This window comes from Ewingella americana ATCC 33852 (assembly GCF_000735345.1).
GTDB classification, from domain to species: Bacteria; Pseudomonadota; Gammaproteobacteria; order Enterobacterales; family Enterobacteriaceae; genus Ewingella; species Ewingella americana.
The window spans coordinates 28,140-47,505 of the sequence record NZ_JMPJ01000056.1 but is presented as its reverse complement, the minus strand read 5'-3'; the positions used below and the strand labels follow the sequence as shown (position 1 = coordinate 47,505).

The window sequence follows — 19,366 nt, the reverse complement described above, 5'->3', positions numbered from 1 at the left end:
GTATAGCCGAAATAATTGGAGTTGCAGCAAGGCGGCAAGGGAGTCAATCCCGATGAGCTGACGTTGGTCAGTGATTCGGGTTGGCGAGAGCGGCCAACGCAGCGGCAGCTTCAAGTATGAAGGATATAAAAAACGCCGCATTAAGCGGCGTTCTTTATTTGTTCTCGCACGGCGTCCCGATGCGTTACAACTTAGTTAGCGATTAAACGCGAACGAAGTCGATGTGAGCCAGTTTTGGCTTGAACGGGTGACGCTGTACAGCCTGAACTTTAACTTTGGTTTCTTTACCGTCGATAACCAGAGTAATAGCTTCAGAGTAGAACTCCGCTTTAACTTCCATGTTCTTAACAGAATCATGGTCCAGTTTGATAGAAACTGGAGCAGCTGAGCCACCGTAAACGATAGCTGGGAATTTGTTTTCTGTACGCAGGCGGCGGCTCGCACCTTTGCCCTGCTCTGCTTCTGAACGTACTTCTACATTGATAGTGAACATGTATGTTTCTCTATATAAGAATGTTTGCCCCGCCACCTGCGACCGAGTGACGAGTTGAGTATTACAGCTTCCACGCGAGGCGAAAGCGGGCGGCATTATACCGGATTGTCATTAGGACTAAAAGTCCTATCTGGACATTATCCGCGCAGTTCATTGGCCCGCCGATAGCGACCCTGATAATCGAAAACTTTTTCGCGAACCTGCCAGAACTGGCCTTTCATCCGGGCGACCACAAAGTCGGGATGGCGCAGCAGCACCTGTTGTGCCACCACGTCGGCGGCGGTTTGCCACTCAAGAGCAACGCCCGGAGCGCGCTGATGTGGCCGCAGGAAGTTGTGCAAAAACGCCATGCGCTGGGCCGGGGTGTTTAAGCGAAAACGCTCGGAAACGTCGGCACCGTCTTCATCGTAATAGGTGATTTTCAGCCATTCGCCTTTCTCATCGCGGCCATTTTCCAGATTCATGCCGCCGCAGCGCAGCACCAACGCGTCTTTCAGGCGCAGCGCGGCTTTCAGCATGTCATCCGGGTCGACCAAGATCTCTTGGCACTGATGACAGCGGCGGGCCGCAATGTCATTTTCTGCGCCGCAGTGCGGGCAACTTTTGAAGCGAAAACGGTAATCGCACTGCTCGCGTTCGCCTTCGTCATCTTCTAATACGCCCTGACAACGGCGGCCAAAGTGCTCGATTACCGTGCCGTCTTCTGTGGTCTTCCCCCAGAAGATATTGGCGAAACCGCAGGCGGGGCAGAAGACCTGCACCGGTTTGTTGTCGCTGCCCGGCTTATGGCTGCCGACTTCTGGAGTGAAGATGTCGTGCGGGTTTCCGGCGTAATCCAAAATCAGGCAGTCGGTTTTGCCCGGCGAAAGCCGCAGCCCGCGGCCGACAATTTGCTGGTACAGGCTGACGGATTCGGTAGGGCGCAGAATGGCAATCAGGTCCACATGCGGCGCGTCGAAGCCGGTGGTCAGCACCGAAACGTTGACCAGAAAACGCAGTTGCTGCTGCTTGAATTGGTTTATCAGGCGATCGCGCTCCACGGCGGGCGTCTGGGCGCTGATCAACGCGGCTTGCCCGGCGGGCAGCAGGCCGTAGATCTCCCCGGCGTGCTCGACGGTGGAGGCAAAAATCATCGCGCCCTTGCGCTCGGCGGCGAATTCGACGATTTGGCTGATGATATGCGGCGTGATGCGTTTCTGCTGGCGCAGCTCGTCATTGAGATCCGCCTCACTAAACAGGCCGTTACTGTTGGCCTGCAAACGGCTGAAATCATAGCTGACCACCGGCATGTCTAGCCGTTCGGGCGGCACCAGAAAGCCATTCTTAATCATGTAACGCAGCGGCAATTCATAAATGCAGTCGCGGAACAGGCTGTCGGCGTCGCCGCGCACCATGCCTTGATGGTGATACTGGTAAATCCAGCCTTTGCCCAGCCGATAAGGCGTAGCGGTCAGGCCGAGCAGGCGCAAACGCGGATTATTGCTGCGCAGATGATTAATAATTTGCTGATACTGGCTGTTTTCGTCGTCGGAAATTCGGTGGCATTCGTCGATGATCAGCAGGGAAAACTCGCCGCCGAAGGCCGCCAGATTGGGCGCTACCGACTGAACGCTGCCAAACACCACTTTGCCGCTGCTCTGTTTGATATTCAGCCCGGCGGCGAAAATGTCGGCTTCCAGCCCGTAGGAGAGATATTTCGCGTGGTTCTGCGCCACCAGCTCTTTGACGTGCGCCAGCACCAACACGCGACCACGCGCAACCCTCGCCAGCTCGGCGATCACCAGACTTTTACCCGCGCCGGTGGGTAAGACAATCACCGCCGGTTCGTCGTGTTGGCGAAAGTGACGCAGCGTGGCGTCTACGGCATCTTGTTGGTAGGGGCGAAGTGTAAAAGCAGTCACGTTAATCCACACAGGTTAATACTGTAAATAAAGCCAGTTATGGAGTATGCCAACTTTTGCCATTGATGGCGATTATCTCTGCGTGCCGTCTTTTGGTTTCTCATTGATAAGATTCTATGATGATGCGACAAGCACGGCTATACTGACACTTCACACCGGCAGCCCGGCTGCCCCCGCGTAATTCTGGTCACGCTCTGCGATGACTAACGCTTTGCAAAGATACGTACCGAATAACTCTCAACCCTGTCAGCGGCCTTTTGGTAGCGGCGGGGTGTTGTATTTTATCAGTAGAGCGGCCCGCGAGGTCGCCAAGAAAGGTTAGGCAGATTCAATGCGTCTCGATAAATTTTTAGCCCAGCAACTGGGTGTTAGCCGCGCAATCGCACTGCGTGAACTTCGTAACAAACGCGTGACCGTGGACGGCGAAATCGTCAAAACCGGCGCGCTGAAGCTGGATCCTGAGCAGCGCGTCGAGTTCGACGGCAATGTGCTCGAGCAGATCACCGGTCCTCGCTACTTCATGCTCAACAAGCCGCAGGGCTATGTGTGCTCAACCGATGACCCCGATCACCCAACGGTGCTCTACTTCCTCGAAGAGCCGGTGGCCTACAAGCTGCATGCCGCAGGGCGTCTGGATATCGATACCACAGGTCTGGTCTTAATGACCGACGACGGCCAGTGGTCGCACCGCATCACTTCTCCGAAACATCATTGCGAGAAAACCTATCTGGTGACCCTCGAACAGCCGCTGGCCGACGACACCGCCGCGCAGTTCACCGCCGGTGTGCAATTGCACAACGAAGAGTCACTGACCAAGCCAGCCGTGCTGGAGCAGTTGGAAGATTGCGTGGTGCGTCTGACCATCAGCGAAGGCCGTTACCATCAGGTAAAACGCATGTTTGCCGCCGTGGGTAACCGCGTGGTGGAGCTGCACCGCGAACGCATTGGCGACATCGTGTTAGATGAAGATCTGGAGCCGGGCGAATACCGTCCATTAACAGAAGCAGAGATTGCCAGCGTAGACGTTCCTGGCCGATAAACCCGTCATCCTTCGCGCTGCAACGGCGTTGGCTGCCCTAGCTCACCCCGGTTGCCGCCTGGTTGCAACACGAATGATTTAGGGTTTGGCTCTAGTGATTAATGATTTTTATGTCGTGAAAAGGAGCAGGTGAACGTGGAAGAGAAACGGGTATCCCATGTGGGTTTGATCTTCATTTTGGGACTGCTGTCGATGTTGATGCCGTTGGCTATCGACATGTACTTGCCGAGTATGCCGGTGATTGCCAAAGAGTTTGGCGTGCCAGCGGGCAATGTGCAAATGACCCTCAGCGCTTACACGCTGGGCTTTGCCGTTGGGCAGCTCTTCTACGGTCCGATGGCAGACAGCCTTGGCCGTAAGCCGGTTATCTTCTGGGGCGTACTGGTCTTCGCTTTAGCGGCGGCGGCCTGTGCCATGGCGCAGTCGATTGAGCAGCTGGTCCACATGCGTTTCCTGCACGGCCTGTCTGCGGCGGCAGCCAGCGTGGTGATCAACGCCCTGATGCGCGACATGTTCACCAAAGACGAATTCTCCCGAATGATGTCTTTTGTGGTGCTGGTCATGACCGTCGCTCCGCTGCTGGCCCCAATGCTCGGCGGATTGCTGATGGTGGTGTTTAGCTGGCATGCGATTTTTTGGGCGATGGCGATTGCCGCGCTGATCGCCGCCACGCTGGTGGGGGTCTTTATTAAAGAGACGCTGCCGGTTGAGCGTCGGCAGAAATTCCGTCTACGCACCAGCCTTGGCAACTTCGCCACGCTGTTCCGCCATAAGCGCGTGCTGAGCTACATGCTGGCGAGCGGCTTCTCCTTCGCTGGGATGTTCTCCTTCCTCAGCGCCGGGCCTTTTGTCTATATCGAGCTGAACGGCGTTTCTCCGCAGAACTTTGGTTTCTACTTTGCTCTGAACGTGGTGGCGCTGGTTATCTTGACGGTGATTAACGGCCGCTATGTGCGCCGCAAAGGGGCTGAGTGGATGTTCCGTTTCGGGCTGATTGTGCAGTTCGTGATGGGGCTGTGGATGGTGATTGTGTGCATCTTCAACCTGCCATTCTGGATGCTGGTTATCGGCGTGGCAGGCTATGTCGGGGTGATTGCCATGGTGACGTCGAATGCGATGGCGGTCATTATGGATGATTTCCCACACATGGCGGGCACGGCGGCGTCTCTGGCGGGAACCCTGCGTTTCGGCACCGGGGCGTTGATCACCGCGCTGTTGGCGATGGTGCCTGCACACAGCGCTTGGCCGATGACCATCAGTATGGCGTTCTGCGTGGCTATCGCCATGATGCTGTACTTATATGCAAGTCGGCCGCTAAAAGCGGCCGTGGCGAAAGAGTCTTAAGTCACTTCTTCTGGCTCCCTCCCGTTCTAGGGCAGGGAGCCAACGTCCGTTTTTATCCTGCAATCTGCGCATTCACGCTCTGGCTTTTCCGCGAGGCTTTAGCTCGCGCGTAGTCATCCGCCATCGCCTTGGCACGAGCGCCGGGAACCAGCGCCATATCGCACTCTTTCGGCAAGGTCATGGTAACCAGTGCGGCAATCAGCAGGGAGGCAACCAGCGCGTAAATCGCCGTGCTTTGACCATACAGGCCGACCAGCACGCCCACCAGATAAGGGCCGCAGAAGCCGCCGAGGTTACCCAGACCGTTGATCACGCCGCGCGCGCTGCCTGCCACTTCAGGCGTAGTGACTTTGCTCGGGATGGTCCAGAAGGCGCTGGTGGCGGCCTGCAAGAAGAACCCGCTGCCGACCAAGAACCCGTAGGAAACCCAGATATTGCCGCTCGCCATCACCGACGCGGCGAGACAGGCGGCAAAACCACACAGCGGCAACACGATAAACAGGCGGCGTTTGCCGGTTTTATCGGAGAACACCGACATGGTCAAAATACCCAGCATGGTGCAGACGTAAGGGATGATGGCCAGCATGCCCACCGAACTCATGTCGCCGCCGGTCAGGTTTTTCAAGATGGTTGGCAGCCACAGGGTGTAGCCGTATATCCCGCTCTGGTAGAAGAAGTTAATGATGATCAGTTTGCGAATCGAACCGTTGAGGAACACCTCTTTCAGCGGCGCGCGCTGCACCGGAGCCAAGGCGCGCAGGGCTTCACGCTCGCGGTTCAGCTCTGTTACCAAGTAGTCGCGTTCGCGCTCGGACAGCCATTTTGCTTCTTCCGGACGGTCGCTGATGGTGAACCACCAGAACATCATCACTGCCAGCGACAGGCCGCCTTCGATGATAAACAACCAGCGCCAGTCGAGTGCGTCAATAATCAGGCCGGAGAGCGGGGCGGTGATCATGCCGCCGAGCGGGGCGAACATCAGCACATAAGCGTTAGCGCGGCCGCGCTCTTTATCCGGGAACCAGTTGCTGACCATGGTCAGTACCACCGGCAGCATCCCGCCTTCGGAGACACCCAGTGCGAAGCGCAGGAACAGCAGTTGATATTGGTTGGTGACCATGCCGGTCAGCACGGAAATTACCGCCCACGCCACCAGTGACCACGCAATAAATTTGCGGCCGCTGCCGTGAACGGCAATGCTGCCGCCGGGCACCTGTAAGAACAGATAACCAATGAAGAAAATACCTGCCGCAAGACCGGCCATCGAGGCGGTAATACCTAATTCAGCATCCATGCCGCCGGGCATCGCAAAACTAATATTCACCCGGTCCATAAAGGAGATAATACAGGCGATTAATATTGGTGTGATGACGCGTAACCAACGGGCTTTAGGGATTTTATTATCCATCGTTAACACCTCGGTTATACAGGGAATCTCTACCGGTGATTTGCATCACCGGCAAAGGGTCCATCAGTTCTTATATAAAGCGCTTTTAATAACGCCTTTTTTAAGGTCTTGGGGAGTGACGGAAGTACTTGGTTTAATTTTAATCCAAACGTTTATGTAAGTTGCTCAGGACTTTCTCACTCATTGCCTGACGCGTTTCGTGGGTTGCGCTGCCCAAGTGTGGCTGTAATACCACATTGGTCATGGCAATTAATTCCTGCGGTACATTAGGTTCTTCGGCAAATACGTCGAGGCCCGCACCGGCAATTTGCTTATCGGTTAATGCCTGAATTAAATCGCCTTGGTTAATCACGCTGCCGCGGGAAATATTGATCACCAGCGCGCTGTTTGGCAGGGCATTAAATACCGATTTGTCGATAATTCCGGCTGATTTTGGCCCACCAGAAACGGCGATAATTAACACATCGCTTTCGGCTGCCAGCTGCTTAACGTCAGGGTAGAAGGTGTAAGGTAGCTCGGGCTTCTTGTGGTTGCTGGCGTATGCCACGGTCATGTCGAAGCCCAGCGCGCGGCGGGCAATGGCTTGACCAATCTGACCCATGCCGAAAATGCCCACGCGTTTGCCACTGACTTTGCTGGATAATGGGAAACCGCCGTTTTGCCATTTACCCTCACGAACAAATTGGTCGGCCTGACAAATATTGCGCGAGGTGGCGAGTAATAGCGCCAAAGCCATATCGGCGACGTCGTCGGTTAATACCCCTTCGGTAATTTCGACGTGGATATTTTTATCGGCGGTATAGTCTAAATCAATGGCATCGGTGCCGACGCCAAATACCGAAATAACCTTTAAGTCCGGCAGTAATTCCAGCACGCTATTTTTCGCGCCGAAATCTCCACGGGTGACTAAGCCGACAATGCCTTTCCCTTTATTGGCCAGAAATGAGTGCGGATCATCCTGCTCAAAATATTTCTCAACTGAAAACTGTTGTTCCAGTTTTTCAGTCAGACTGTCCATTACCGGAGCCAGAATTAATACCCGCGCTTTATTCAGTGAAGTCATGTCAGTTACCTGCTGCTATTCGGATTATCTTTAAAGTGACACTGCACTTCTCAGTCGATGTCCTAATAAAAGCATTTTCAGGAAACTATTTTGTGACTGAAGTCACGTTGGATCATGTTAAAAAAGGATGTTACTGGTAACGTGATCTGGGTTCCTCCCCGGAGAGGGGAGGAGAAAGGCGTGTTAAATCGTGCCGCCGAGGGAGATGCGGTAATGCAGGTCGACGCGTTCAATGGTCGGCAGGTTTTTGATTTTTTTCAGTAATATCTCAGCAGCCACTTTACCCATTTCAAAACGTGGGGTGATCACACTGGCCAGCACCGGGGTGGTGGCGAGGCCAATATCCAAGCCGTGGAAGCCGGAAATCGCCATCTGCTCGGGGATTTTGATCCCTTGCTTCAGGCACTCTTGTAACACGCCCACCGCGATATCATCGTTGGTACATAACACCGCGTTAACCTCAGGGTAGAGCTGCTGCGCCAGCGCTAACATGCCCGCGCCAATCGACACCGACGACACGCGGTTCGGCGTGATGTGCATTGGCTCCAGCCCGTGTTCTTGCATCGCCAAGCTGTAACCCTGATAGCGCTTTTTATCACGCGCGTCGGACATCGAGCCGAAATAGACCACCTGTTGCTTGCCGCTGGCCAGCAGGGTGTTCGCCATGTCATACCCGGCCTTAAAGTTGTCGAAGCCCACCGCGATGCGGCCATGCGTGTCATCAAGGTCCATCACCTGTGCGATAGGAATGGCGGCGGCATTCAGGTATTTGTCGGCTTTCAGGGTGTGAACCGAGTCAGTCAGAATAAGACCCGCCAGTTGGTAGGTCAGCAGGTTGATAATATGCTCTTCTTCCCGCTCTTTGCTGTACTCGTAGTTGACCACCAGCGTCTGATAGCCCTGTTGCGAGGTGACAGATTCAATACCCGCCAGCAAATCTGAGAAGATCTGATTATTGAAGGAGGGGACCAGAATGCCGATGCGCGGCGTCTTTTGCGGCCGTTCGACATCTTCCAGCGGGTAGCCCACTTCTTCCATGACTTTAGCTATGCGATCGCGCGTCTCGGGCGACACCTTTTCAGGGGTACGCAAAAAACGGCTGACGGTCATTTTGGTCACATCGGCGAGTAACGCGATATCTTGCAAGGTGACGCGCTGGTTTCTCATCCGTGCAGGGTCCTGTAAGAAGAAAGAAGCATGATCATGCAGGAAACATGTTAGCAAAATGATAGCGATCACGCTTGTGGTAACAGAGTTTGTTAACACGGAGCACAGTGATCTGCGTCACAGTTTGCCCGCCGATAAACCGTTTAAGTGTGACATAACGAATTCATCACTTTTACAGCTTATTTTTAGACGGACGCCATCATGACAAACCTGTTCTCCCTCGATAATAAAAGAATTCTGGTCACCGGCTCAACGCGCGGTATTGGCTTCCTGCTGGCGAAAGGGCTGGCGCAGCACGGCGCAGAAATTATCGTCAACGGCACCTCGCAAGACACCACCGAAAAGGCGGCCGAGGCGCTGCGCGGCGAAGGTTTTATTGCTCACGCCGTCTCCTTTGACGTCACCGACAGCAAAGCGGTGAACGCCGCCATTGACCAAATTGAAAGTAAAATCGGTCCGATTGACGTCTTGGTCAACAACGCCGGTATCCAGCGCCGCCACAAATTCACCGAATTCCCAGAGAAAGATTGGGATGACATCGTGGCCGTTAACCAAAAATCCGTCTTCCTGGTGTCGCAGGCCGTGGCTCGCTACATGGTGAAACGCGAACGCGGCAAAATCATCAACATTGGCTCAATGCAGAGTGAGCTGGGTCGCGACACCATCACGCCTTACGCCGCGTCGAAAGGGGCGGTGAAGATGTTAACGCGCGGCATGTGCGTCGAGCTGGCGCGCTACAATATTCAGGTCAACGGCATCGCGCCGGGCTACTTCAAAACGGATATGACGCAGGCGCTGGTGGATAACAAAGAGTTCTCCGACTGGTTGTGCAAACGCACACCGGCCGCGCGCTGGGGCAACCCGGAAGAGCTGATTGGCGGCGCGGTATATCTGTCCTCCAAGGCCTCTGATTTCGTCAATGGTCATCTACTCTTTATTGACGGTGGCATGCTGGCCGCCGTGTAAACGGGCATTGAATTAAAAGGATTGATCATGACCAAAATAGCCTTAGTGACCGGCGGTGGCAGTGGTATTGGGTTGAACGCGGCGAAAGCGCTGACCGAGATTGGCTTTACGGTGATCATCACCGGGCGCAATCCGCAGAAGCTGGAGCAGGCGCTGGTGGAACTGCCTTCCGGGCGGGCGATTGCTCGCCAACTGGATGTCACCAGCCCTGAATCGGTGGAGGCGCTGTTCGCCGATATTCAAGCCACCTTTGGCCGACTGGACCTGCTGTTTAACAACGCGGGCACCAATGCCAAAGACCTGCCCATCGAGCAGTTGCCGGTGCAAGAGTGGCTATCCGTGATCAACACCAACCTGACCGGCGCGTTCTTATGCACCCGCGCCGCCGTGGGGTTGATGAAACAGCAAAACCCGATGGGGGGCAGAATCATCAACAATGGCTCGATTTCGGCCCAGTCGCCGCGACCAAACTCAGCCCCTTATACCGCCAGCAAGCACGCCATCACCGGCTTGACCAAATCGACGGCGCTGGATGGCCGCGCCTTCAACATCACCTGTGGGCAAATCGACATTGGCAATGCTTCGACGGACATGGGCAATTTGGCGCTGGCAGGCAGAATGCAGGCTAACGGTGAGATTGCCGAAGAGCCGGTGATCCCAGTAGACAGAGTGGGCGAGGCCGTAGCCTTTATGGCTGGACTGCCGCTGGATACCAATGTGTTATCCATGACCATTATGGCGTCAGCAATGCCATTGGTCGGGCGCGGTTAATCACTATTAAGATTGTTTGTTTTAATTCTTCATTTAAATAAAGCGCCCGAGAGATTATCGGGCGCTTTCAATTAGATAACAAAAAGCTTATTGCGCAGACTACGCATGACTTTTCTTCTCAAGCAAACAGCGATAAATCAGCCCACCGACAATACCACCCAGAATAGGCACCAGCCAGAATACCCACAGTTGCTGAATAGCCCAGGTTCCCTGGAATAAAGCAACGGCCGTGCTTCGCGCCGGGTTTACCGAAGTATTGGTCACCGGAATACTGATTAAATGAATTAAGGTCAATGCCAGACCAATTGCCAGAGGCGCAAAACCCGCCGCGGCAAATTTGTCTGTCGCGCCATGAATAACAATCAGGAATACGGCTGATAATACAAACTCAATCACAATCGCCGAGGTTAATGAAAAGCCGCCCGGAGAATGCTCGCCATAACCATTAGACGCAAAGCCGCTGGCCGTGGCGTCAAACCCGGCTTTGCCGCTAGCAATCAGATACAGCACTGCCGCGGCGGCAATACCACCCAGTACCTGAGCCACAATATAAGGAACCACTTCTTTCGCCGGGAAACGACCGCCAGCTAATAAGCCGATGGTAATAGCGGGATTAAAATGGCCGCCGGATATATGACCCACGGCATAAGCCATGGTTAAAACCGTTAAACCAAATGCCAGTGCCACACCTGCAAAACCAATACCTAACTCGGGAAAAGCCGCAGCCAAAACCGCACTACCACAGCCACCAAAAACTAAAACGAAGGTTCCTAGGAACTCCGCCGACAATTTATTTAACATAGGATTATCCGCCTTCAAGAATACTTTTTTCTACTTCACCTATAATTACCCGAAACAAAATAGTCACGCAGGGTAACTACTCAATAAGTATAGATTTAAAAAGTTAATATTTTGATCTTTGAAAGGCGGTGAAAATGAAAAAAGTAGGCTCTGAAGCCTACTTTCTGTATTTCCTACACTCTTATGGTCTGGCTCTTACTTGACTATTTTACGCCGTCTTCCCAGCCAGAAAATCAGCACTAATAAGATAACCACGCCAGCCACCATCGCCGGAGCCATATAAGGCTGCAACTTGGCAAGAAGGGTGATTGGCCCACCGGCGCGTAACACCGCGACGTCATGGGCATTCACCTGAATCGCCGCGTTGCCGTAGTGGGTCAGCACATAGTTGGAGATATCCGCGATTTGCTGGTCGTTAAGTTGGCCGACATAAGAGCCTTCGCCAAATTTCGGCATCAGCACGTGGTGATCGCCGACCTTGCGATCAACGCCGTACAGAATCGCCGAAATCAGGTTAGACGCATTGCCCAGCCCGGTCGCGGTATTGTTATACAGCGATGGATAAGCCTGATTTTTACTGCCCGAGCCGTCCGGCTGGTGGCAACTGGCGCAATAGCCGCTGAACAGCGCCGCGCCGCTATCAATGGTGCCGTTGGCGTTGGCCGGATGCGCGCCGCGCAAGCCTTCCTCGACGTTAAAGGCTTTGCCAAAGGTATCGGCAGACTGCTTATCCTCAGGGTCTCGCACTGGCGTGCTGTTCTTGAGGTAGAAGGCAATGGCGTTCAGATCAGAGTCCGGCAGGTATTGCAGGCTGTTTTCGACGGCTTCTGCCATCGGGCCAGCGGCCTGATTCTTACCATTCGCGCGGCCGGTTTTCATGTATTCGACCAACTCGGCCTGCGTCCAGTTACCAATCCCGCTGACCGGATCTGAGCTGATATTCGGCGCATACCAAGGCCCGACCATGCCGCCAGCCAATGGCTTATCCGTCACCGAACCCATCATCAGGTTACGCGGAGTGTGGCAGGTGTCGCAGTGCCCGGCACCGTTGACCAGATAAGCCCCGCGATTCCACTCGGCGCTTTTGCTGGCATCTGGCTTAAACGGCGCGCTGTCGAGGTACATCAGGTTCCAGCCCGCCATGGCAATCCGCATATTGAAGGGGAAGGGCAGCGCCGTTTCGGGCGTCGGGCTGTCTACCGCTTTAACCTGAGTCTGGAAGTAGACATACATGGCTTTGATGTCTTCATCGCTCATGTGGCTATAAGAGGTGTAAGGCATCGCCGGATAGAGGTTTTTGCCGTCCGGACGCACCCCGTGGCGCACCGCGCGAGCAAACTGCTCCTCGGTGTAATTGCCGATACCGAACTGCTTGGATGGCGTGATGTTGGTGGTAAAAATGGTGCCCATCGGCGAGTGGATTGAGTATCCCCCGGCGAAAGGCTGGCCGCCCGGATTGGTGTGACAAGCCTGACAGTCAGCCGCGCTGGCGACCATCTTACCCTGCTGCGCCCATTCGGCCTGAGACAGTTCGGCCTGCGCCGCGCCGTTCAAAGCGATGCCGAACAGCGCGAGGCTGATGCCCTTCAGAAGCGTTATTTTCATGCCGCACCTGCCAGTTTCTTCGCCATATCATCCGCCGCTTTCAGGCCCAGTGCCGCCATGGTCAGGGTACTGTTGACCACGCTGGAAGAGGGGATCGCGCCGCCGCCCGGTAACCACAGGTTGGCGTGGTCGTGGGTGCGGCAGTTGCCGTCAACCACGGAATCTTTCGGGTCGCTGCCCATAATGGTGCCGCCCATGATGTGGTTGTTGGCATTGAGGCTGGTGGTGATGTTGAACTCGTCAGCCATAAACAGCTGACCAATGTGCTCCAACTGCTTGTGCGCCGCTTCCGCGCCTTTACGCACATAATCGCCGACGTCGTAATGAATATCCGGGCACGGCAGGCCGTGGGGATCTTTACGGGTTTTGCTCAGCGTCAGGCGGTTATTCGGGTCTGGCAGTGGCTCAAGGCTGATAGACAGGTCCACGCCATAGATGGCGCGGCGGCGGATCTCTTCGTCCAGCTCTTTACCCACCAGACCCATTTGCAGGGCTTTGGAGGTCGCTGGGATCACCCGGTTGATGTTGTTGAGGATCATCTTGTTGGCGGAGTATTCCTTGCGGAACTCACCGTCGCGCGGACCAACCAGACAGCTGCTCTGCGCCGGGCCGCGACCAATCCACAGTGGCTCTTGGGCGATGAAGGTACAGTGGAAGCCCGAGTGGTCCATCATGTTACGACCCACGTGGTCGGAAGAGTTGGCGATACCGTTCGGGTTCTTCTCGTTAGCCGCCATCAGCAGCAGGCGCGGGGTTTCAATGCCGTTACAGGCCAGTGCGAACACTTTGCCAGTGGCCTTGTGCGACTGCTTTTTGTTGTCCAGCCAGTGAACGGCGGTGACATTGTTGTCTTCGTCGGTGTCGATTTTGTAAACCACCGCCTCGGCCAGCACCACGGCACCTTTATTTTCAGCGCGTTCGACGTGGGCGATGCCGTTATACATGGCACCAATTGGGCAGATTGGCTGGCAGTTGTTGTTGCCACAGCAGGTTGGGCGGCCGTTCCACGGGCGGGTGCTGCGTCCCTGTGGGATTGGCACTGAGCGATAGCCGTGCGGGTTTACCACTTCGGCGAAACGGGTGTCACCATAGCCGTAAGGCACTTGCTCCATCGGGTAAGGCTTACTGCGCTCGGAAGGGGATTGCAGCTCGGGGTCGTTTGGCCCGGCAACGCCAATCTCTTCTTCGGCGCGGCAGTAGTAAGGCTCCAGCTCGTCATAGGAGATTGGCCAGTCGCGGCCAACGCCGTACAGCGTTTTCATTTTGAAATCGTTCGGGACGTGTCTCCAGCAGGATGCCGCCCAGTGCCAGGTGGTGCCGCCGACGGTGCGCAGATAGCCCTGTTTAAAGCTGCTGGCGCTCGGCCCGGTCAGATGAACATAGTTGTTTTCCGGGAAGTAGAGCGGGGCCGGGGCGTTTTCCGACTGCGGGTAAAGCCCCTGATAGTCAGAGCCAGCGCGGTTTTCAAACGGCATGTTGCGCCAGTTTTCTACCGCCTGAGCGCGCTCAATGCGCAAACCAGCTTCCAGTACCAGCACCGAGTAACCCTGACTAACCAACTGATCGGCAATCATGCCGCCAACCACGCCAGAACCGACCACAATGACATCAGCGGACGCATCACCGTTCGCCATAAATTCAGGTTTTTTCATCAGGATTTACTCACTTGGTTTGCATCTGTAGCCGGGCCGAAACGGTCGGCACTCATCGCCTCAGGCATGGCGGCGGCTGGCGGCGCGGCGGTGAACCACAGCGGGCCGTTGCCGCAGTAGGTTGGCACAATCAGGCCATCACTCACCGGGCGGTACATCAGCGCGTCTTTATAAGAGATTAAAATGGAATCGGTACCATGCCCGACCGAACCTGTGTACCACGCGGTGACGATGTTAGTCACCAGATCGCCCAGCCCTTGCTGTTTGGCTAACGCTTGCAGCTCTTTTGCTGTCTGATTGCTGTTAACCAGAGCATGTAGCTTACTGACCTGCAAAGGGAAGTCGGGCTGTCCACGGAACAGCGCGTTGAAAATTTGGGCAGAAGCGCCTTCGCTGAGATTCTTATGCTCAGTGACGGCTTGAGAGACAAGGTAGAACTGACCAAAAATTACCGGGGAGGCTTCTGCCGTGGCTTTTTCCGCCTGAGTCAGGAACGGAAAACCGAGAAGGGTGGTTGCCACCATCGCAGAGGTCAGCCCTTTAATCAGGTCACGGCGACTGAAACCGGTACCATTTTCGGGTGCATTGCTATCAATCATTGACGGATCATTATCCATTTCAACTCTCGCTGGTATTGGAATATGAGCCAAGCCGGCTCAGGAAAGGGAAGTCATTCAAAACAAAAATCAGTAAAAACGGTGCGGATAATAAGCCTAAAACTAAAAAGGGTGAAAACAAATCGTGCGATATTCTTTAACAAAAGATGTTTTTAAATTGTAAAAAAATAGAGTCAAGAAAGTAACGCCGATGAATTAAATTGGTTGAGATATGGGGTGAAAAAGGTTACAAAGAGGTCAAAACGAGATCTGGCTCGCAGAACAACCACGAGCTGGACATAAAATCATCAATTAGCCAACATTTTGTGCTTGTGACGTTACAATAATGTTAATTCTTTTGTTGAATTGGCGAGCGCACTTTGAGTTCAAAGGCTATAACTTGCTATACACGCCGCGTTGGCGTGACTGATGTCTTGAGTGAATCATCTGGGGATCCTCGTGAATAATATCCAACTTTCGGTAGTACATCGTTTGCCGCAAAGTTACCGCTGGTTAACGGGTTTTGACGGCATCAAGGTTGAACCGATTCCGCTACCGGGTAGCGAAGAGGGTAGCAACCTGATTGGACTGAAACTACTGAGCCACGAAGGCGAGGTGGCGTGGCAGGTTATGCACCATCTGACAGAGTGCCTGCAAGAGATTCAAGTGGAAAGCTCGGTGGTTGAGTGCGACGGCCAGCCCTGCCTGTTTGTAAAACGCGACGATGAGAGCGCCACCCTGTGCCGCCTGAAAAACACCGGCGCGGCTATCGCTGAAACCGTCTCCGCGCTTTACCCTTTCTGAGTTTCCGCGTTTTAATCATCCAGATCCGACAGTGACAGCAACTCCTGCGTGTAGGGGTGTGCTGGCGCACGGAAAATCGCCTCGCAGTTCCCTTGCTCCACCACTTCTCCCTCGCGCAGCACGATCAGTTGATGGCACAGCGTGCGCACCACGCGTAGGTCATGGCTGATAAACAGATACGACAGGCCGAGGCGCAGTTGCAGCTCGCTGAGAATAGCCAGAATTTGCGCCTGCACTGATTTGTCCAGCGACGACGTCGGCTCATCAAGGATCAAGATTTCTGGCTCGAGCACCAGCGCGCGGGCAATTGCAATACGCTGGCGCTGCCCGCCGGAGAACTCTCCCGGATAGCGATGGCGCGATTCGGCGTCCAGCCCCACTTCTTCCATCACCTTAATCACCCGCTGTTCGCGCTGGCTGGCGTCGAGCTTGCCGTGGACCAACAGCCCTTCGGCGATAATCTGCTCCACGGTAAAGCGCGGGTTTAGCGCCGAGAAGGGGTCCTGAAACACCACTTGCATCCGGCTTCTAAAAGGCAACATCTGGCGGCGAGTGAACTGGTGCAGCGGCTCGCCGCCGAGCAGGATCTCACCTTGCGAGCTGATGAGGCGCAGCAGGGCCAGCCCGGTGGTGCTCTTGCCCGAGCCGGATTCCCCCACCACGCCAATACTTTCCCCACGGCGCAGGCTAAAACTCAGCTTATTCACCGCCTGCTTGCTGCTGACCGTGCGGCGCAGTAAGCCGCGTTTGCGGGAAAAGGTCACGCTCAGGTCTTTGACTTCCAACAGAACCGGCTGGGCGCTATCCAGCGGCTGCGGGCGGCCCTGCGGCTCGGCTTGCAGCAGGCGCTGGGTATAAGGGTGCTGCGGCTGACTGAAGAGCAGGGCGCGCGGCTGGGTTTCCACCACCTTGCCATGCTGCATCACTGCCACGTTATCCGCCATCTGGCGCACAATGTTCAGGTTATGGGTGATAAACAGCATCCCCATGTTCAGCTCTTGCTTCAGCTCGTTGAGCAGTTTGAGGATTTGCGCCTGCACCGAGACATCCAGCGCGGTGGTTGGCTCATCGGCGATCAGCAGCTTCGGCTGGGTCAGCACCGCCATGGCAATCATCACCCTCTGGCGCTCGCCGCCGGAAAGCTGGTGGGGGAAATCACCCAGACGAGATTTCGCCTGTCGAATTCCCACGCGGTCGAGACAGCTGATTATCTCACCGCGCGCGGCTTCCCGGCCCATTCCCCGGTGTAAAGAGAGCACTTCCGCCAGCTGCTTTTCAATATTGTGCAGCGGGTTGAGAGAAACCATCGGCTCCTGAAAAATCATCGCAATCTGGTTGCCGCGCACCTTGCGCAGAGTGCTCTCAGGAGCATTGAGCAGTGACTGGCCGGCAAACAGAATGTCTCCCTCGGGATAGGTCACGTTGGGCAGTAGACGCAGCACGGAGAGCGCGGTGACGCTCTTGCCCGAGCCGGACTCGCCGACCAGCGCCAGCGTTTCGCCTTGGTCAACTTTGAGCGAAACTTGGCTTATCACCTGACGCGAGGTGTCGCCCAGCTCAAAGGCCGCGCTGAGGTTTTGAATATCTAATAAAGCAGAGTGGCTCATATCAGCGGCCCTTGGTGGAGACTGGCTGCGGCTTTGACGATGGGTCAAAAGCATCGCGCACCGCTTCGCCGATGAAAATCAGCAGTGAAAGCAGCAGGGCCAGCGCGACAAAGGAGCTGATGCCGAGCCACGGGGCCTGCAAATTGTTCTTCCCGGCCAGCAGCAGGTTGCCCAGCGACGGCGAACCTGGCGGCAGGCCAAAGCCGAGGAAATCCAGCGAGGTGAGGGTGGTTATCGAGCCGCAGAGGATAAAGGGCATGTAAGTCAGCGTCGCCACCATGGCGTTCGGCAGCATGTGGCGCAGCATAATCATCCGGTCACTGACCCCCATCGCCTGCGCGGCGCGGATATAGTCGAAGTTGCGGGTGCGCAAAAACTCGGCGCGCACCACGCCGACCAGAATCATCCAGCCGGAAAGCACGCTAATCAGCAGCAGCCACCAGAAGTTCGGCTGCACCACGCTCGACAGCATGATGATTAAAAACAGGGTTGGCATGCCCGACCAGACTTCAATCAGCCGCTGGCCCAGCAGGTCAATGCGCCCGCCGTAGTAGCCCTGAGTCGCGCCCACTAACACGCCAATCAGCGAAGATAACACCGTCAGCGAGATGCCGAAAAACAGTGAAATGCGCAGGCCGTATAGCAGCTGCGCCAATACGTCGTGGCCGTCGCCGTCGGTGCCCAGCCAGTTGTCGGCCGAAGGTGGCGAAGGGAAAGACTGGTCGGTGGCGAAATTAATGGAGTTAAAGCTGTGGCGAATAGGCGCCCAGATTGCCCAGCCGTGTTTCTCGATTTGCCCAACCACAAAGGGGTCTTGGTAGTCGGTCGGGGTTTGCAGCTCGCCGCCAAAAGTGGTTTCGCTGTAATCAAACAGAAACGGCACTGTCAGCTGGCCCTGATAGCTCGCCAGCAGGGGTTTATCATTGGCAAGAATGTTAGAAAGCAGCGAAAGGATAAACAGGGTGAGGAAAATCCACAGCGACCAGTAGCCGCGTTTATTAGCGCGAAAACGCGCCCATCTCGCCTGATTCAGAGGGCTTAGCGTCATTATTGGCGGGCCTCAAAGTCGATGCGGGGGTCAACCAGCGTGTAAGTGATATCACTAATAATGTTCAGCAACAGACCGATGAGCGTGAAGATGTACAGCGTGCCGAACATCACCGGGAAGTCGCGCGAGACAATGGCGTCATAGCCCAGCAGGCCCAGCCCTTGCAACGAGAACATCACTTCAATTAGCAGTGAGCCGGTAAAGAACATGCTGATAAAGGTGGCCGGGAACCCGGCGATCACCAGCAGCATGGCGTTGCGGAACACGTGGCGGTAAAGGATCTTCTTCTCACTCAGGCCTTTGGCCCGCGCCGTCACCACGTACTGCTTGCGGATCTCATCCATAAAGGAGTTTTTGGTCAGCATGGTGAGGGTGGCAAAGCCGCCAATCACCGTCGCCAGCACCGGCAGGGTGATGTGCCACAAATAGTCGGTCACTTTGCCATACCACGGAAGCTGGTCGAAATTGGGCGAGGTGAGGCCGCGCAGCGGGAACCAGTCGAGGTAGCTGCCTCCGGTAAACAGCACGATCAGCAGAATGGCAAACAGGAATGAAGGCACGGCGTAGCCAATGATGATCAGCGAACTGCTCCAGTTATCAAAAGCCGTGCCGTTTTTTACTGCTTTGCGAATACCCAGCGGGATCGACACCAGATAGATGATCAGCGTGCTCCACAGGCCAAGGCTGACCGACACCGGCAGGCTGTCCCTGACCAACTGCATGACGCTGGAACCACGGAACAGACTGTCGCCGAAGTCAAAGCGCACGTAGCTCCACAGCATGTCGAAATAGCGTTCATGCAGCGGTTTGTCGAAGCCAAAACGGTGGGTGATTTCTGCAATGACTTCCGGGTCCAGACCGCGCGCGCCGCGATACTGGCTGTCACCCACTTGCCCCACGCCGGGAGAGGCTTTACCAAGGTCGCTGCCGCCACTGCTGCCGGGAATGCCGCTGCTTTTGCCCATTTGAATGGCGGCGATGGCTTGGTCAACCGGGCCGCCGGGGGCGATTTGCACAATAAAAAAGTTAATGGTGATGATTGCCCACAGGGTGGGAATGATCAGCAACAGGCGGCGCAGGATGTAGGACGTCACAGGGCCT

At 55.3% G+C, this 19,366-nt stretch carries 17 protein-coding genes; 5 read left to right on the top strand and 12 right to left on the bottom strand.

What is annotated here, in order from left to right; translation table 11 throughout:
* Window positions 1-202 precede the first annotated feature (202 nt).
* Complete coding sequence (gene rplY / locus GEAM_RS11730) at window positions 203-493, bottom strand: 50S ribosomal protein L25 (RefSeq protein WP_034791666.1); 291 nt, start codon at window positions 491-493, stop codon at window positions 203-205.
* Window positions 494-630: 137 nt separating this feature from the next.
* On the bottom strand, window positions 631-2,394 hold the full coding sequence (gene radD, locus GEAM_RS11725; RefSeq protein ID WP_034791664.1) for a DNA repair helicase RadD: 1,764 nt from the start codon (window positions 2,392-2,394) through the stop codon (window positions 631-633).
* A 331-nt stretch (window positions 2,395-2,725) separates the two neighbouring features.
* Between radD and rsuA the strand changes: the two genes are divergently transcribed.
* Both rsuA and GEAM_RS11715 read left to right on the top strand, forming a co-directional pair.
* Window positions 2,726-3,433 carry a 16S rRNA pseudouridine(516) synthase RsuA gene (rsuA, locus tag GEAM_RS11720; RefSeq protein ID WP_034791662.1) on the top strand — a complete coding sequence of 236 codons (708 nt, stop codon included), beginning with the start codon at window positions 2,726-2,728 and terminating at the stop codon, window positions 3,431-3,433.
* Window positions 3,434-3,568: 135 nt separating this feature from the next.
* Window positions 3,569-4,777 carry a Bcr/CflA family multidrug efflux MFS transporter gene (locus GEAM_RS11715; RefSeq protein WP_034791660.1) on the top strand — a complete coding sequence of 403 codons (1,209 nt, stop codon included), beginning with the start codon at window positions 3,569-3,571 and terminating at the stop codon, window positions 4,775-4,777.
* A gap of 52 nt (window positions 4,778-4,829) precedes the next feature.
* On the opposite strand, the gene GEAM_RS11710 is transcribed toward GEAM_RS11715, so the two are convergent.
* The 3 genes from GEAM_RS11710 to GEAM_RS11700 all read right to left on the bottom strand — a co-directional run bounded on the left by GEAM_RS11710 (window position 4,830) and on the right by GEAM_RS11700 (window position 8,415).
* Window positions 4,830-6,185 (bottom strand): MFS transporter, encoded by a 1,356-nt coding sequence (locus GEAM_RS11710; protein ID WP_034791658.1) that lies wholly within the window; start codon window positions 6,183-6,185, stop codon window positions 4,830-4,832.
* 139 nt (window positions 6,186-6,324) lie between these two features.
* On the bottom strand, window positions 6,325-7,248 hold the full coding sequence (locus GEAM_RS11705) for a 2-hydroxyacid dehydrogenase (protein WP_034791656.1): 924 nt from the start codon (window positions 7,246-7,248) through the stop codon (window positions 6,325-6,327).
* A 183-nt stretch (window positions 7,249-7,431) separates the two neighbouring features.
* Window positions 7,432-8,415, bottom strand: coding sequence for a LacI family DNA-binding transcriptional regulator (locus GEAM_RS11700; RefSeq protein ID WP_034791653.1), 984 nt, complete (start codon window positions 8,413-8,415; stop codon window positions 7,432-7,434).
* Window positions 8,416-8,616: 201 nt separating this feature from the next.
* On the opposite strand from GEAM_RS11700, the gene idnO reads away from it, so the two are divergent.
* Window positions 8,617-9,381 carry a gluconate 5-dehydrogenase gene (gene idnO / locus GEAM_RS11695; protein WP_034791652.1) on the top strand — a complete coding sequence of 255 codons (765 nt, stop codon included), beginning with the start codon at window positions 8,617-8,619 and terminating at the stop codon, window positions 9,379-9,381.
* A 27-nt stretch (window positions 9,382-9,408) separates the two neighbouring features.
* Entirely contained in the window at window positions 9,409-10,152 is a 744-nt protein-coding gene (locus tag GEAM_RS11690) for an SDR family oxidoreductase (protein ID WP_034791651.1), read from the top strand.
* A 99-nt stretch (window positions 10,153-10,251) separates the two neighbouring features.
* On the opposite strand, the gene aqpZ is transcribed toward GEAM_RS11690, so the two are convergent.
* From aqpZ to GEAM_RS11670, 4 genes are all read right to left on the bottom strand, one after another.
* Window positions 10,252-10,953: an aquaporin Z gene (aqpZ, locus tag GEAM_RS11685; RefSeq protein WP_034791649.1), complete on the bottom strand. Its 702-nt coding sequence runs from the start codon at window positions 10,951-10,953 to the stop codon at window positions 10,252-10,254.
* Window positions 10,954-11,148: 195 nt separating this feature from the next.
* Entirely contained in the window at window positions 11,149-12,558 is a 1,410-nt protein-coding gene (locus GEAM_RS11680; protein ID WP_034791648.1) for a cytochrome c, read from the bottom strand.
* A complete protein-coding gene (locus GEAM_RS11675) occupies window positions 12,555-14,210 on the bottom strand; it encodes a GMC family oxidoreductase (RefSeq protein ID WP_034791646.1) in 1,656 nt (551 codons plus the stop codon). The genes GEAM_RS11680 and GEAM_RS11675 overlap by 4 nt, the downstream gene beginning before the upstream one ends.
* Entirely contained in the window at window positions 14,210-14,827 is a 618-nt protein-coding gene (locus GEAM_RS11670; RefSeq protein ID WP_034791644.1) for a sorbitol dehydrogenase family protein, read from the bottom strand. Before GEAM_RS11670 ends, GEAM_RS11675 begins: the two co-directional genes overlap by 1 nt.
* A 438-nt stretch (window positions 14,828-15,265) precedes the next feature.
* Between GEAM_RS11670 and GEAM_RS11665 the strand changes: the two genes are divergently transcribed.
* Entirely contained in the window at window positions 15,266-15,610 is a 345-nt protein-coding gene (locus GEAM_RS11665) for a YejG family protein (protein ID WP_034791642.1), read from the top strand.
* Between the two features lie 11 nt (window positions 15,611-15,621).
* On the opposite strand, the gene yejF is transcribed toward GEAM_RS11665, so the two are convergent.
* The 3 genes from yejF to GEAM_RS11650 are packed head-to-tail and all read right to left on the bottom strand — an operon-like array spanning window position 15,622 to window position 19,359.
* On the bottom strand, window positions 15,622-17,217 hold the full coding sequence (gene yejF / locus GEAM_RS11660) for a microcin C ABC transporter ATP-binding protein YejF (RefSeq protein WP_034791640.1): 1,596 nt from the start codon (window positions 17,215-17,217) through the stop codon (window positions 15,622-15,624).
* A gap of 1 nt (window position 17,218) precedes the next feature.
* Window positions 17,219-18,265, bottom strand: coding sequence for an ABC transporter permease (locus tag GEAM_RS11655; protein WP_034791639.1), 1,047 nt, complete (start codon window positions 18,263-18,265; stop codon window positions 17,219-17,221).
* Window positions 18,265-19,359: a microcin C ABC transporter permease YejB gene (locus GEAM_RS11650; protein ID WP_034791638.1), complete on the bottom strand. Its 1,095-nt coding sequence runs from the start codon at window positions 19,357-19,359 to the stop codon at window positions 18,265-18,267. Before GEAM_RS11650 ends, GEAM_RS11655 begins: the two co-directional genes overlap by 1 nt.
* Window positions 19,360-19,366 lie beyond the last annotated feature (7 nt).

Bases quoted from the DNA above. Each gene is read 5' to 3' on its own strand.
- rsuA (WP_034791662.1), top strand. From the start codon at position 2,726: ATGCGTCTCGATAAATTTTTAGCCCAGCAACTGGGTGTTAGCCGCGCA.
- GEAM_RS11675 (WP_034791646.1), bottom strand. From the start codon at position 14,210: ATGAAAAAACCTGAATTTATGGCGAACGGTGATGCGTCCGCTGATGTC.
- aqpZ (WP_034791649.1), bottom strand. From the start codon at position 10,953: ATGTTAAATAAATTGTCGGCGGAGTTCCTAGGAACCTTCGTTTTAGTT.
- GEAM_RS11680 (WP_034791648.1), bottom strand. From the start codon at position 12,558: ATGAAAATAACGCTTCTGAAGGGCATCAGCCTCGCGCTGTTCGGCATC.
- GEAM_RS11670 (WP_034791644.1), bottom strand. From the start codon at position 14,827: ATGGATAATGATCCGTCAATGATTGATAGCAATGCACCCGAAAATGGT.
- GEAM_RS11690 (WP_034791651.1), top strand. From the start codon at position 9,409: ATGACCAAAATAGCCTTAGTGACCGGCGGTGGCAGTGGTATTGGGTTG.
- yejF (WP_034791640.1), bottom strand. From the start codon at position 17,217: ATGAGCCACTCTGCTTTATTAGATATTCAAAACCTCAGCGCGGCCTTT.
- idnO (WP_034791652.1), top strand. From the start codon at position 8,617: ATGACAAACCTGTTCTCCCTCGATAATAAAAGAATTCTGGTCACCGGC.
- GEAM_RS11710 (WP_034791658.1), bottom strand. From the start codon at position 6,185: ATGGATAATAAAATCCCTAAAGCCCGTTGGTTACGCGTCATCACACCA.
- GEAM_RS11705 (WP_034791656.1), bottom strand. From the start codon at position 7,248: ATGACTTCACTGAATAAAGCGCGGGTATTAATTCTGGCTCCGGTAATG.
- GEAM_RS11700 (WP_034791653.1), bottom strand. From the start codon at position 8,415: ATGAGAAACCAGCGCGTCACCTTGCAAGATATCGCGTTACTCGCCGAT.
- GEAM_RS11655 (WP_034791639.1), bottom strand. From the start codon at position 18,265: ATGACGCTAAGCCCTCTGAATCAGGCGAGATGGGCGCGTTTTCGCGCT.
- rplY (WP_034791666.1), bottom strand. From the start codon at position 493: ATGTTCACTATCAATGTAGAAGTACGTTCAGAAGCAGAGCAGGGCAAA.